Origin of the sequence: Limnospira platensis NIES-39 (assembly GCF_026000695.1) — a bacterium.
Classification (GTDB): domain Bacteria; phylum Cyanobacteriota; class Cyanobacteriia; order Cyanobacteriales; family Microcoleaceae; genus Limnospira; species Limnospira platensis.
On the sequence record NZ_AP026945.1, the window covers coordinates 4,332,838 to 4,347,461 of the forward strand.

Genomic DNA, 14,624 nt, shown 5'->3' on the forward strand with positions numbered 1-14,624 from the left:
TGGACATCACAAGCTGATCCAGTCCCTGAGTTAAGAATGTAAAATTTTATTGCTCAGGCCGATCGCCCAGGCACAGACTGGGTAACAATAAGGGTTTTGCTTACCAGACATCACCGGAAACCATCGTGATTCAAACCAGCCTCAATCGTCATATCATCGATCCACCCCCAAGCGTGAATCCGGTTTTTGCCCGTCACGAGACCTTTCACCCTCGGTTTGGCTGGCTAAAAAAGGGGTTTGATCAAGCCGAAAAAGATGATCGTATTTTTTTGGCCGAAGATGCTCCGGTGCGCCTGGGAGTTGGTAAAAATATGGTGCGATCGATTCGTTATTGGTGTCAAGCGTTTAAGATTTTAGGAGGCGATCGCCCCACGGTATTCGGTGAAAATATTTTAAGAGATGACGGCTGGGACCCGTTTTTGGAGGATCCGGCTTCTCTGTGGTTGCTACACTGGAATTTGCTTAAACAACCCTGCGATGCTGCTGCTTGGCATTATACATTTAATCAGTTTCGGCGGGTGGAATTTTCCCAACATGATTTGTTTGTGGCTATCTCCGACTATGGGAAAACTCTTAAAAAAACCCTGGCTGATTCTTCAATTAATAAAGATGTTAGCTGTCTGCTAAGGATGTACGTTAAACAAAGCCGAAATCACCAAGTTAGTGAGGATTCGATTGATTGTCCTTTTGCCGAATTAGGGTTAATTCATAGGGCTGGCGACTCTAAATATTACACCTTTAGAGTTAACCAGAAGCGCAATTTACCCCCGGAAATTGTAGTGGCTGCTTGTTTAGAATATGCGGACTTTGTGGGGCGTGAACAACGCACGCTCGCCCTCTCCCGACTGCTGTATGATATCGGTAGTCCGGGGATGGTTTTTAAGTTGCCAGAAACTGCGGTCTGTGATGCCATTGAAAAGGTGGCGCGGGGATGGAATGCGATCGCTTTATCAGAAGCCGCCGGATTAATTCAGTTTTCCTTTAACGAAAATCCCCAAAAATTAGCGGATCATCTGCTGGGGATGTATTACAATAAAAGGAGAGTTGGCTAATCAAATGCCTAAATTTTTATCAGATTATTTTAGCCTCAATCGTCGCTATTCTCGGTCTATCAATATCGAGCGAGATTTCGACCAAGTAGAAGCCTTAGCTGGATATGTTCTGACAGAGCGATCGCTAGATGCTCTGGGGCGAATTTTAACCGGATTTACCACCCCCCAAGCTAACCGCGCCTGGACTTTAACCGGAGTCTATGGAACCGGGAAATCTTCCTTTGCTCAATTCTTAATTTCCGCCTGTGCTGACCGCGAAAATACCGCCCACAAGGAAGCATTAGCACTAATTGAAACTACCCTTGGCAGCGAAAGTACAGAGTATTTATCATTAACTAAGGCTATCCCCAAAGCAGGTTTTTTTCGCGCTGTTGTAACCGCCCAGCGGGAACCTTTGAGCCATACGATTGTTAGGGCGATGTATAAGGGTTCCCAATTTTTTGGGCAGAAGAATAAACCCGCTAAAACACCGCAAATAGCTAAGGAAATAGTAGATTTATATACTGATGTTGAAAACGGCAAATCTATCCAAACATCAAAGATTATCAAGTTGGTTGTCGAAGTAGCCAAAGCTGCCCAAACCCCTGTCTTGATATTGATTGATGAATTGGGAAAAAACCTAGAATTTGTCGCCCAAAATCAGGGGTCTGAAGATTTATATTTGTTGCAGCAATTAGCGGAACTTCCTAGAGAGACAGATTCTCAGATTTATCTAATTGGATTATTGCACCAAGCCTTTGCTGACTATGGGGAAAGATTAAGTTCGGTTCAGCGCAACGAATGGGCAAAAATTCAAGGCAGATTTGAAGATATCCCCTTTAAAGATTCCGCCCCTCAAATGATGCGATTGATTGGTAAAGCCATCGATTCTGCCAATGCCGGAACCCATTTAGAGGGGGTTAATAATTGGGCTAAAGAATGGTTCGATTTACTACCTGACACACTCACGGCAGACATCACTACGGACGTGGTAGGTGCAACCTATCCCCTGCATCCATTGACGGCGTTAGTATTACCTGAATTATGCACCCAATACGCCCAAAATGAACGCTCCTTATTTACATTTCTCACCAGTGCCGAGCCCTATTCCTTCAGGCGCTATTTAGAAGAGACGGCGGCGGATGATACTAAACTGCAGACATTGAAACTCGATCGCGTTTACGACTATTTTATCGAAGCTGTGGGAATGGGTATCACCTCCCGCCCCAAACTGCAACGATGGATAGAAGTACAGGGATTAATTAACGATGTTTCCAAAACCCTGGATGCTGACAGTTTACGGGTGCTTAAAACCATCGGAATCTTAAACATTGTCACCACCACGGGGGGACTGAAAGCTACGCGATCGCTTGTAGCTTTGGCAATGTGTGACCGTGTGGACGAGTCCCCAGAGTGGGAAAAGACAATTGATAATTTGCTGCAAAAAGGAATCGTTACCTATCGGCGACAAGTCGATGAATTGCGGATTTGGGAAGGGTCTGATTTTAATGTAGATAGCGCTGTAGCTGACTATTTGGCAAGCGATCGCACTACCCTAGTCGAACTTCTGTCGGAAATTCGCCCTTTGGAACCCCTAGTTGCCCAACGCCACAGTTATATTACCGGTACGCTGCGCTATTTTGAACGGCGCTATCTCGATAATCCTATACATCTCTCGACTCTTTCTTGTACCCTGGAAAATGCCGACGGTGCGATCGCTTATTGGGTGGGAAAAGCATTGCCCAATAATCCGCCGGAAATGACCACCGACGGCAAACCTTTAATCGTGGTTTGTGCCGCTAAATTGGAGACCTTGCGGATACAAGCGCGGGAATTGGCGGCATTGCGATACATTGAAAATAATGCCCCGGAATTACAAAGCGATGGGGTGGCGCGCCGAGAAGTACGTTACCGCTTAGTGCAAGCTGAGGAGTTATTTGATGATGCCCTAAGTCAGGCTTTTGACCTGGCAGAAAATCGCAACCGCTGCTGGATTTTGGGACGACCAGAAACTCTCAACCACGTTACCGATTTAAACGCACAACTCTCGCGGGTGTGCGATCAGGTTTATTCTCAAACGCCCACTTTGTGGAATGAACTAATCAATCGGCGCGACCTCACCTCCCAAGGCGCTAAGGCGAGACTGGAGTTGATTTCGGCAATGTTGGAATACGGACCGCGCTCACAGCTAGAATTGACAGGATACGGCCCGGAAGTGAGTATCTATTACTCGGTTTTATCGGAAACCAAAATTCATCGGTGCGAGGATGACCAGTGGGGATTTTACCCGCCGCCAGAAGATTCGGGAATTTTCACGGTTTGGGAGGCGATCGAAACCTTTTGTCTGGAAGCCAAAGAACAACAGCAAACCTTAGATTTGCTTTATCAGCGCCTGCAAGCGCCTCCCTACGGCATGAAACAGGGAGCGATTCCGGTGTTGTTGGCGGCGGTGTTGTTTTACCATGTGGATGATGTAGGGGTTTATAAAGATGGCTCCTTTATCCCCGTGTTGGGATTGGAGCATTTCGAGATATTGGTGAGGTATCCCGATCGCTTTTCGGTGAAATACTTTGAAGTCCTCGGAGTGCGATCGCAAGTCTTTAAAGAATTGGAGGACATTTGGGGCAAACGCAAACCCCTCAATAAACCAGGGCTTCGTAATACCACCCTGTTAACGGTCGTTAAACCCTTGTTTCAGTTCGCTAAGGCATTACCCCCCTATACCACTCAAACTCAGCGCCTCAGCGCCCAAGCAGTGGGGGTATTGCAGGCGTTGCAGCGAGACCAGGAACCCGATGAACTGGTTTTTACATCTTTACCCCAAGCCTGTGGGTTGCCTGCAATTACCACCGGAGAAGACTCTGATGCCAATATTGCCAAAACTCTCCGCGCCAAGCTAGTGGAAGCCTTGCGAGAGATTCAGACGGCCTATGATTGCTTATTAGACCAGTGCCAAACCCGCTTATTTGAAGCCTTTGGCATCAGAAGTCCCGAAACTCGCCTGCGGGAAGATTTGCGAGTCCGCGCTAGTTATATTAGCGGTCAGTGTTTAGAGCGCACCCTCAAGAGTTTTGCAAGGGCGGCAGCGGAGGAAACTAAAAGCGATCGCCAGTGGTTAGAAGCACTGGTGATGATAGTCGCCGACAAACCCGCCGAATCCTGGACTGATGAAGATGCGACCAGATTTGAAATTAAACTCAGTGACATCTCGCGGCGGTTTAAGAACCTGGAAGCCTTGCAAAAAGAAGTCGCCGCCAAAGGGGAGGGATTCGAGGCGCGGCGGATTACCGTTACCCGTCCCGACGGCGAAGAAACTCACCGCATGGTCTGGGTGGAAGATGAGTCGGAGAACCAAATAGAGAAATTGGTTGAAGCCACCTTACAAAATCACCTTTTGCGGGATAATCCTCAACTTCAGCAAGCCTTTGTTGCTAAACTAACCGAAAGAGTTTTGGGAGCAACATCCCAGGAGAATCTTGCTCAAATGCAGAAAACCCGTCAGAATACGAAGCATGAGCAACAAACCAATTAGACATATCCTCGGTTTATCCGGCGGCAAGGACAGCACAGCCCTTGCTATCCTTCTGCACCAACAAGTGCCGCAGATGGAGTATTTCTTCTGCGACACCCATAAGGAGTTGCCCGAAACTTACGAGTATCTCGATCGCATCAAAGCCCGCTTAGGGATTAAAATTCACTATCTCAGCGCTCACCGAGGATTTGACCATTGGCTCGACATTCATGGCGGGTTACTTCCCTCTCCCCAAAAGCGCTGGTGTACCGTGATGATGAAAATTAAGCCCTTAGAGGAATTTGTCGGGGACGACGAAACCATAAGCTATATCGGCATCCGCGCCGACGAAAACCGGGATGGCTATATCTCCACCAAGCCGAATATCCGCCCCGTATATCCGTTTAAGGAGAAGGGTTTAGTTAAAGCAGATATCCTCCGCTTGCTAGAAGAGAGCGGCATCGGGCTCCCCGACTATTATCGGTGGCGCAGTCGTTCTGGTTGCTTTTTCTGTTTTTTTCAGCGAAAATATGAATGGGTGAAGCTCGCCGAGGAACATCCCGATCTGTTTGCCCAGGCGGTTGACTACGAGCAAAATCATAGTGACGGCAGACATTACACTTGGACAGATGGGGAGACCTTATTAGAACTACTCGAACGCAAGGAGGAAATTATTGCCAACCATGAGAAAGCAATGGCTAAGGAAATAACCAAATCAGTCCCAAATCGACCTCTAGCTGATGTCCTCTCTTCAGTCTTAGATGAGGAAGATGAGGATTTACCATGTTTGGCGTGTCATTTGTGAAACAGAAGCAAATAGTATAGGAGGGGTACACGAATGCCAAGCGATCGGCTGGAGTTTCAAGGGGGAATCGAGATTGCCAGAATTCCTGAAACTTCAGGTTTGTATGCTTGGTACTACAAGCCGTTAGTTATCGAGCCTAAATCAGTTGAACAAATAATTTCATCTTTCCTTGACCTTCCCGGAGAAATATCGACAGAAATTCAAATGCGTTATGGAGTTCGATTAGTAGCGAAATCGTCTTTAGATGTTGTTTATGGTTTTAAAAGACAATTAGCCTCTGCCGTCATTGCAAACGCCATTGATAGTGCAGATAATTTATTGGTAAATTTCCTAAAATCTAATTCAGTATATTTTTTTACACGACCCATTTATATAGGGATAGCAAAAAATCTTAAACAACGAGTGTATCGCCAGCACTACTTGTGTTTAAATGAATACTGGGATCAGGATTCCGCTGTAAGCAAACATTTGGACGTTTTTCCTGATGCAACAGTTCAATCGACAATGGAATACCTAGGCTTGCCGCATTCATTTGCACTTGAAGCCCGAATTAGAAACATACCGCTAAGAGATTTAGTAGTGCATATATATCCTACTAATGCACTTCCGGCTGATATTGGTCTAGATACTGAAGATACCGAATCAGATTCTGCTTCTAGACGCGATCTAGAGAAGGTACTTCAACTTGTGACAAATCCAATTTGTGGGAGACCCTGATATGTCATTTAGCTTTGGAGTTCAAAAAGATCCGATTTACGGAACCTACGGCGAGTTTACTATCGGTTCAGACGATAACCGAGTCCGCGCTCAGTTTCTGTTAACCAAAATGAAACCTGGCTCAGAAGGGATTTGGGAAAACTCTCTCGCTTCTCAGATGGTTCCTTGGCGGGAAGTTTTTAATATAGAAGAATTAACATTTGATGAACTTCTCCAACGGGATTTAGATGATTCTCGCGTTGCTCATGATATGATACCTTATCTACTAGGAGAATCGGGGGCATTTGCCCGATTTTTTCCTCCAATTATGGCGGTATTAGTCCCTAAAAAAACGGAAAGAACGGGAATCCAGTCTTACTACCCAGCACCGCGCAACGTCACTGAAGTGTCAATCAGCTTTGGTGACTTATTTGATTTTGAAAAAGCTCAAATTGAAGGGTCTATTACTCCGCTGGGAGTCATCAAATATAACCGACAAAAAACTGCCTTCATTATCGTTGATGGTCAACACCGAGCCATGGCTGTTTTAGCGTTACACAGACAAATCAACGATAGCTGGTCTGGTAATAACTTTGCCGGATTTTACAATCACCTCCACCTCACGGAAAATCAAATCAAAAATATCGAATTACCAATTTGCATTGTTTTCTTTCCCGATCTCCACGAAGAAAATGAACAATTCAAGCAGAAGGGAATCAGCTTGCCAGCAGTATGCCGGGAAATATTTTTAGTCGTCAATAAGAACGCCAAGCCAGTCAGTCAATCCCGAGAACTTTTACTGGACGATGAAGACTTGGCAGCTAGGATGATGCGTGAAACCCTTTCCAAATTAAAAGGTCGTGGTGAGTCAGAGGCTTCAATTGCTCATATTTATTCCTTTGCATTTGGAGATTCAGTTTCTGAAGCGCAACACCGCAAGACTGAGGTTGTAGCGGGTCAACTTGAATACACCTCTGCAGTAGCTTTGCACAAAATGCACGCAGCCGTTGCCTTTGGTGTACCCTCCGCTTTCCAGCTTGACTCTAAACAAGATATCACCGATGGCAGAAGAATCCAAAACTCAGAGCGTCCAGCTACAATTTTGATAGGAACGGAACTGCAGAAGTGGTCTACACTTTCCCGTCGTTCTGGTAGATCTCATCCCCCGGATGAAGTGGAACAAGCGGTCAAGTTATTGGGGAATGTTTCGGATGCTGTCATGCTTCCACTCTTTGATCGGTTTCGTCCTTTCGCCGTACACAACTCTGAAATGAGAGCCTTACGCACTCGGTTACTGGATCCAAATTTGAGAGCAGATCCGATTCAGCGCAAGTGCTATAGTCTGCTGTTTGAAGGCAGTGGAGTCCGAAGTGTTTTTGAAGAACATATTAAGCGGCTTCGCGAACGGGAAGACCAACTCCAAGAAGAAGGTCGATCAATTGGAGATTATGTAAAGAACCAGCTACAAGATGCTAAAACAACTGCTTCAGCACTCAATCGGTACGAAAATGAGATCAAAAACCGAACAGCCGCTAAGTTCTTTAGTATTGATTATGAGAGATTTTTCTCTGCTGAAGGCGGCAATGAAGCCGAGCGAAAAGAGTTACTCAATCGAGCCAAGTCAATTTTTGATACGGTTTCCACACAAGCTTTCCAACTCGGATACTTGATGGCGGTTCATTCAGTGGTCGAATTGATGCTAGATACAGGTACACCCTATGATCGGCGTCTTCAGGTCATTAAATTTGTTTCCAATCTGTACCTCAACGCACTGAACACCTACTTTTCATCTGGAACAGAGGTGGAGCATCGGACTCTGACAGGTTTTGTGAATGAACCCAGAGCAAAAGTCTTCGCACCCAATGAAATAGGTTTGCGCGGTCTTTTATCTCAAAGTGTGAAAGAACTTAATGAGAGTCAATGGCTCTTCTTTCGTTATGCCATTTTAGAGATGGTTCACTGCAAACACGCTTATGAGACGCTGCTACAGGGATTAAACACAGCTACCGATGTTTCCCTGTCTGAAGCATATAGAAGAAATTTGCCCTACTTAACTTACGGCATTGTTGAGGTTCGTAACCAATACATTAAAGCAGCAGTTGATACATCCCTAAATTCCACGGAGTTTAAACAAGAGATTCAGCTTGTAAAGGCGAAATCAATTGGTGAGAAAAAATCTGAAGAAGAAATCGCCCAACTAATTGAACAACTAGAAGCTGAAAGAAAAGCAGAAGTCCAAGAAAAGTGCAAACAGAATATCAAAGCGAGTTTGGGAGAACTGGCGAAAGATGATAAAATTTCCAGCCGTCTTTTAGAGAATGTTTCTATGCAAGATAGCGAATAAATACTAGAATAGCTAAAACGCCAGCAGCACCGACCCGATTTGAGGCGATCGCCTATTGAGTTGTCGTAGGTGATAGTCACTAATCCTAAAAGGAGGCGATCTGTCAATAAAAATCTTGAGGATATCCGCAGAAAATGGGACGTTTGATTCCACAGCAGGTATTGAGGAAGGGATGAGTTATTATGACGACAGAGAGCGATCACATCTATCTGAACCATATTTTAGAGTGTAGCGATCGCATTCGAGAATACACCGGCGAAGACCGAAGTATTTTGATGCAAAATACATTGTTGAAAGATGCGGTTTGGCGACGGTTACAAACTTGAGTCTGTCCAGGAGTGATTGACTAAACCCATGATATTCAGAACCCGTTACTATCGAGATCATGTATCTGTTTGGCGGCGGACATCAAGGAGGAATTAGGTCTGGTACTCTCAACGTGCCGGGAATTGTCGGGTTGGGAGAAGCCTGTCGCCTGCGAGGTTTGGAAATGGCAGAAGATGAGGCAAAAATTGCCAATTGGCGCGATAAATTACAGGATTTACTACTTGACAAAATATCGGGTTTGGTGATTAATGGAGATATTAATTATCGCTTATCGGGAAATCTGCATATTTCGATTCCAGATGTTCCTAATAGTGCGATTATAGCACGGGTGCGCGATCGCCTGGCAATTTCTACGGGGGCGGCTTGTTCCTCTGGAGTGGAAGCACCGTCCCATGTTTTGCGGGCGATCGCTTTATCCCCAAATGCCATGGAAGGTGCTTTGCGGATTGGTATCGGCAAATTTACCACTGAGCCGGAAATTGATCGCGCTGCGGAGATTTTAGGGGGTGCTATTGGTACTATCCGTGAGGTGATGGAACCCTAGGGCGATCGCAGCTTTCCCCCCCTCCCAAATTGCTATAATACAGCAACTATTTTTTACAGGTTCTCCAATGTCTATCATTACCCTTGAAGTTCCAGACGAACTCTGGGGAAAACTGACACAAATGGAGGCTCGCCTTTCATTTCTGTCAATCTAAACCGGAGGCGATCGCTTTGACTGCGGAAAAAAGTATAGAACTAAGCCAACACGCCGTCCTAAAAATTGAAGTCTTAGCCACTCACGGAATCACGATTTCTCCCGAGATAATTATAGACACAATCCGCTCGCCAGACAAAGTAGAGTCTAGCGGAGGAGAAAAATACATCGCTCAAAAAAGATTAAATGAGACTTTAGTTCTCAGATGCGTCTATAGAGAATATGCCGATCGCATTTTAGTCATTACCCACTACCCACGAAGGAGGTCGCGATATGAAACGGATTCGATATAGTCCAGATGTGGATGCTTTGCTGATTGAACTATCAGACGAACCCATTGCCTATGCTGAAGATGAAGGCTCCCTGATCATTCACTATTCTCCCAGTGGAGATGTGGTGACAATCGAGGTTTTAGATGTCAAAGAATTTATGGCTAAAGACTCCACTGCTAAAGTTAGTTTTGAAAATTGACGTTTAGCTTGATGTGAAAACTTTAAATGCGTGAGTTAAATGTAACCATTCCCGATGCCTTGTACCAACAAGTAGCAGAATTGGCAGCCCGAGAAAATATCTCCCTTGACCAACTGGTTGCGATCGCCCTTTCGGCTCAAGTTGCCGCTTGGATGACCCAAGATTATTTAATAGAGCGAGGAAAACGAGGAAGTTGGGAACAATTTCAACAGGTTTTGATGAAACTGCCCGATGGAGAACCGGAGGAATTTGATAAGCTGGAGTTGTAGATTGCTGAAGTTGCGATCGCCCACTCTAGGGAGTGTAAAACACATTCCTAGAAAGGCGATCGCAGGTTTCCCCACTCCAAAATTGCTATACTCGACAGGGTAAACGCATCTAATTTGGTATAAAATTTAACTGACAAAAAAGCTGGCATCCAGTATGTGGGAATCAAACGGGTGGCAATGAGTGATGATTACAGAATGCTTATTCTCAAATCCTAGTGTCAATCCTGATTGAGATGTGCTTACCCTGCCCCCTCCCCCTATTTTCGTCAGATGACCACCTATATCTACCCTATTACCCATATTAGAAATTTACCCTCTATCTTGCGTTCTGGTGGCATCCTCGCTAACAATCCCTTAAAATCTCAGGGCATCAATTAGAAGGTCTAAGAGGGTTTATAAAAGCAGGTTAAGTTAGCGGTAAAAACTTGCTGGAATGTAAAAATTATCCATTGCCAGTTTAGGATATGCTACAAACTCTCAGTAGTAATCTGCAAAATTAAATGGTGACAAAGAAAGTTAGCAGGATAAGGCTTTCCTGTTGGAACTGGACGGCGGTGTTTTGAGATTTTATGAATTCTATTTAAAAAATGTGGATGATGATACAAACTACAGGAAAGTTTGGCTTCAATATTACTACATACTTTACTGGTTTGAGTAGAAAAAAGATACCCAAGCATACCACCTTGGCTAGAAAATGGTGCGTATCGACAAGTCAAAAATTCATTATTAATGTCGTTTATATACTCAGAAAGTTTCCCCTCGGAAGGAAGCACCTTTGCTTCTAACGGCCACATCATTCTTCCGTCACCACCATGCATAACAAAAGCAATATCATATTGTGGTGACTGGGCCGGTGGTGCCTTCCTTGTTTCAAATTCATAGGGACCATGTTCTACATCAAATGGCTCCCATCCCGTCATACATTGTCGAATTCTTGGTACAAATCGTTGGGTAATCGTCCTTTCTCGCTCCTCATAATCTTGTTCCCAGCAAATTGTTAATAAGTCACACTCTCGGAGCCGGTCATATCCCTCCCAGACTAATGTTAGGATCAACATTGATTCGTCTTCACACCACTCTTTTGCTAGTTGAACAAAATCAGGTGGAACAGGTAATTTTTTGGTTTCCCACGGTGTTGGTCGTCTCCTAGCCACTTATGACTCCTAATTTAATTTATGAGTAAGATTCAAATCCGCTGTGCCACATCATAAGAGCAGCAGCCACTTCGTCAGCATCCCGTAAAGCCATAGAGCGTGTCCAGTAGCGTCTTTTGTCGGGTTTTACAAAATACACAGTAGGAATGGTTTTTCCATCCAAGTGAATAGAATCATATATTTTAGCAACACGCTGATAAAATATTCCCCCCTCCTCTATACTGGACTTTTCTAAAAATGATTGATTTAACCTCTCTAACTGTTCTATAAGCTCTAAAGAATCTAGGGGTTCAACCTCGATTTCTTCACCCTCATCATTTGGGGTGAGATAAAAAGCAATTAAACGAACCGGAATAGAGGTGTGGTTTTGCTCTTGAAAAATTTTAACACAGATGTTTTTATTTGTTCCAAACCCAGCTTTAATCACCTTTAAAAAATAATTGCAATATTCATTTAAGACATCTTCCGAAGCTCCTGTTTTAAGATCGCTAGATTGGGAACGAGTGCTTTGCCGTCCAGGAGATGAACGATTACCTTTAAAATCAGGTAAAGTGTAATTAAAGATATCCTCAATTAGCAACCACTCACTATCCTTTAAGGAAAAGGCTTCACGCACACGATGGTCTACATCATCAAAATCCAATCTTTGAATATTATGTAATCGCATTGGACTTTCAGGAATTGGAACCCGCAGCAATTCGTTAATATTAGGTTCAGGTCTATAAGAAGCAAAGCGGCCACTTGACAAAAGAAGATAATAAACAGCAAGCTTGCTGTTATAAGTTAGACAAGCCGCTTCTAAAGTTGAAGTATATTGAGGTGCAACATGGATAGTCACGTAACTTTCAGAACAAAGCACTCCTTGCTTATCTTCATCTGATCGGATAATTGCTGCTTGAAATCTTTTGGAATCAATTGTCCAAGCTTGCTTTAAAATTAGTTGGGGTATTTCAAACGCCGACAAATCGCTAGAATCTCGTGAATGGGTATCAGGATCCGCGTTAATAGGCAAATCTTCTGGATTGATAAAAATAAATGGACCCTTGGGGAACTGCCGTAACAGGCGTTTTCCCAGTATATCTTCCTGATACTTTTTTCTATCACCCCGGATAATACCTTGTCTTTTAATGGCAATTTTAGCACGCTCCAGTTTCTCAAAGTTTTGTCCTTGGCTCAACCGGCGCACTAAAGCTAAATCCCGTCTGCCGCCCCACATTAATACAGTCCACACCAAAGAATCTTGGATTGCTTCTTGCGGATAAATTAAATTGATATCATAAGGTTCTATAACTATCCGGTAATCATCTTCATTACTGGCAACAGGCTTTGGGCAGATATAAGACAATGGTTCACCATTGGGCAATTCGGCAGACATCGTGACAATGCAAGTGGGTGAAATAGCATCTTTGAATAACCCAAATCGCAAAGCAGATAAATTCACAATTTCATCTACTTTATATTCACAAAAAAGTTTGTGCCGGAATTCTTGAGCTGTGCTAATTTGATTGAAAATTAGCCCCCCAGCAGGCTGCATCATTGCAATCGGTTGACCAGCCTTTGCTAAAGCCGCAGATTTGGGCAAGAAAAGTGGGCCAATATTGCCGTAAGTAATCGGCCACTCATTGTCTCTTGCCCAAGAATTCGCAAATCGAGTAACGGTATTTCTTCCCCAAGGAGCATTACCTATCACTAAATCGTATTGCCCCGCATCATGCACTGTGCGAAACCCTTCTACATTTTCTTGGAAAAAGTCTGCGGATATTAATCGCTTGTCTCTCAAGCGTGGAAAGCGTACTTGCTCCCAATAATATCGAGGATCGATTTCATCACACATAGTCAAGTAAAGGCTAAATGAAGCTACCCTTACTGCTTGCGGATTAACATCTACTCCAAACAAATTACCTGCAAGAATTTGTTGCAATATGGGTGCAGTTATTTCTTCGACTGGATAAGCTTTCTTCCATCTATAAATAAGTCGCTGAAATGCTTTTACTAGAAAAATGCCCGATCCACAAGCCGGATCAAGGATTTTCAGATCCCACTCGTCACTATCCCACGGCAAGACGCCATCCAAGATAAAGTCAACCAGATGTCCTGGAGTATAGTGAACTCCTTTGTCCGCATTTTTTTTTCCCTTGTCAACAAATTCTTCATAAATACTACTAATGAACTCAAGGGGTATGGCATCAAAGGAATACTGCGGCCAGAGGCAACCCTGTCCCGTTTCCATTTCCAGATCGCCACTGACAAATTCTGCAAGCAGATTGAGATGTTGTTCAGTGACTTTATGTTCCTCTACTTGCCATTCGTGTTCGCGTTCCCCTTCGGTCGCTCCTTTTCCGGGAAATAAATCTCCATTAAATTTATTGTTAAGCCAGCGAAAGAAATTATAAGTATCTGTTTTATTTCGCAAAATTTCAGTTAAATTTGCATGGCTTTCTAATAAATATGCTTGTTCATATAAATGAGTTAGTAAATCTGGATTGAAAGCGGCGTTTCCCTGGGAATCTTTTCTGTCAAATAGAAATTGAATGAAAATAATCCGGGCTAATAGATCGTGGATGGTGTCGTAATCGAGTTTAAGTTTATTAAGTTGCTTGCGGACACTTTTGAGATTGCTCAGGAGCATTTGGTCAGCAGACTGGCTACGCTGAAATCGCTTATTATTAGCTTGAAAAAATTGCCCTGACACCAAATCAGCCCAGTGGATGCGGAAAGTATCAGCCGCCTGTTGCGAGAGAGAGGGCTGATCAAATAATTCAAGTTGCTGACGCGAAACTTCAGCAACTGGTCTGAGATTCTCAAATTCGGTTGGTGGGCCTTCGTAACAGCTCCAAATTCGCAACCGATCTGGTTCCGCCGTAATTAGCGACGGAGAGCGAGCAAAACTCCATGCAAGTCTGTAAGTTTCTTTAAGAATGGCCTCTGATACTGGAATAGGAAACTGACAGACCACGGCGATAGGGGCCTCAGTTTCATCCCCTTGAGGATTTGGAGCCAGCACTCCCACTTGGAGGTCAGCACCAGAACCATTTAAAAGATTTTTGATATTCCTTCCCAGTTTTTCCCGAGCTAGGCGTGCATACACGCTGGGTCCAGCACCTGTTGGCTCCATGACTTGAGCCAGTTCAGGCCAGTGGAGCTTTTGGTGAGCTAGTTCTAGTAATCCAGAAACAGACATAGGACGGTTTAAGCTGCCATTACAGCAGAAGGCGACAAGAGGGCTATCGTTTTCTTGATTGAAGACGATTTGGCCTTTTCTTGCGGTGTTGTCATCCGTTATTATATTCCAGTAGCGCTAAAATTAAATAAATTGGTG

General features: G+C 44.1%; 13 protein-coding genes. 10 read left to right on the forward strand and 3 right to left on the reverse strand.

The window, feature by feature from the left end; all coding sequences use genetic code 11:
• Positions 1-125: 125 nt before the first annotated feature.
• From N39L_RS21385 to N39L_RS21405, 5 genes are read left to right on the forward strand one after another with little or no spacing between them, the layout of a single operon-like run.
• Complete coding sequence (locus N39L_RS21385) at positions 126-1,052, forward strand: DUF4007 family protein (protein WP_014276321.1); 927 nt, start codon at positions 126-128, stop codon at positions 1,050-1,052.
• A 4-nt stretch (positions 1,053-1,056) separates the two neighbouring features.
• Positions 1,057-4,563 (forward strand): hypothetical protein, encoded by a 3,507-nt coding sequence (locus N39L_RS21390; RefSeq protein ID WP_014276322.1) that lies wholly within the window; start codon positions 1,057-1,059, stop codon positions 4,561-4,563.
• Positions 4,544-5,347: a phosphoadenosine phosphosulfate reductase family protein gene (locus N39L_RS21395; protein WP_014276323.1), complete on the forward strand. Its 804-nt coding sequence runs from the start codon at positions 4,544-4,546 to the stop codon at positions 5,345-5,347. Before N39L_RS21390 ends, N39L_RS21395 begins: the two co-directional genes overlap by 20 nt.
• Positions 5,348-5,380: 33 nt before the next feature.
• Positions 5,381-6,064, forward strand: a complete 684-nt coding sequence (locus N39L_RS21400) for a GIY-YIG nuclease family protein (protein ID WP_006618803.1) — start codon at positions 5,381-5,383, stop codon at positions 6,062-6,064.
• Between the two features lies 1 nt (position 6,065).
• Positions 6,066-8,387 carry a DNA sulfur modification protein DndB gene (locus tag N39L_RS21405; protein ID WP_006618804.1) on the forward strand — a complete coding sequence of 774 codons (2,322 nt, stop codon included), beginning with the start codon at positions 6,066-6,068 and terminating at the stop codon, positions 8,385-8,387.
• A gap of 12 nt (positions 8,388-8,399) precedes the next feature.
• Here the strand turns inward: N39L_RS21405 and N39L_RS21410 are convergent, their stop codons facing one another.
• Entirely contained in the window at positions 8,400-8,540 is a 141-nt protein-coding gene (locus N39L_RS21410; protein ID WP_157888722.1) for a hypothetical protein, read from the reverse strand.
• 29 nt (positions 8,541-8,569) lie between these two features.
• Here N39L_RS21410 and N39L_RS21415 point away from each other — a divergent pair, with 29 nt between their 5' ends.
• From N39L_RS21415 to N39L_RS21435, 5 genes are all read left to right on the forward strand, one after another.
• On the forward strand, positions 8,570-8,713 hold the full coding sequence (locus tag N39L_RS21415) for a ribonuclease HepT family protein (protein ID WP_006618805.1): 144 nt from the start codon (positions 8,570-8,572) through the stop codon (positions 8,711-8,713).
• Positions 8,714-8,772: 59 nt separating this feature from the next.
• A complete protein-coding gene (locus N39L_RS21420; RefSeq protein WP_014276325.1) occupies positions 8,773-9,258 on the forward strand; it encodes an aminotransferase class V-fold PLP-dependent enzyme in 486 nt (161 codons plus the stop codon).
• Between the two features lie 426 nt (positions 9,259-9,684).
• Positions 9,685-9,882, forward strand: coding sequence for a DUF2283 domain-containing protein (locus N39L_RS21425; protein ID WP_006617485.1), 198 nt, complete (start codon positions 9,685-9,687; stop codon positions 9,880-9,882).
• A 26-nt stretch (positions 9,883-9,908) separates the two neighbouring features.
• A complete protein-coding gene (locus N39L_RS21430; protein ID WP_006617484.1) occupies positions 9,909-10,151 on the forward strand; it encodes a hypothetical protein in 243 nt (80 codons plus the stop codon).
• Between the two features lie 270 nt (positions 10,152-10,421).
• Positions 10,422-10,529 (forward strand): DarT ssDNA thymidine ADP-ribosyltransferase family protein, encoded by a 108-nt coding sequence (locus tag N39L_RS21435; RefSeq protein WP_071941261.1) that lies wholly within the window; start codon positions 10,422-10,424, stop codon positions 10,527-10,529.
• A gap of 89 nt (positions 10,530-10,618) precedes the next feature.
• Here N39L_RS21435 and N39L_RS21440 read toward each other — a convergent pair whose 3' ends face one another.
• Both N39L_RS21440 and N39L_RS21445 read right to left on the reverse strand, forming a co-directional pair.
• Positions 10,619-11,305 carry a hypothetical protein gene (locus tag N39L_RS21440; RefSeq protein ID WP_006617483.1) on the reverse strand — a complete coding sequence of 229 codons (687 nt, stop codon included), beginning with the start codon at positions 11,303-11,305 and terminating at the stop codon, positions 10,619-10,621.
• Between the two features lie 19 nt (positions 11,306-11,324).
• Positions 11,325-14,486, reverse strand: coding sequence for an HsdM family class I SAM-dependent methyltransferase (locus tag N39L_RS21445; RefSeq protein ID WP_006617482.1), 3,162 nt, complete (start codon positions 14,484-14,486; stop codon positions 11,325-11,327).
• Positions 14,487-14,624 lie beyond the last annotated feature (138 nt).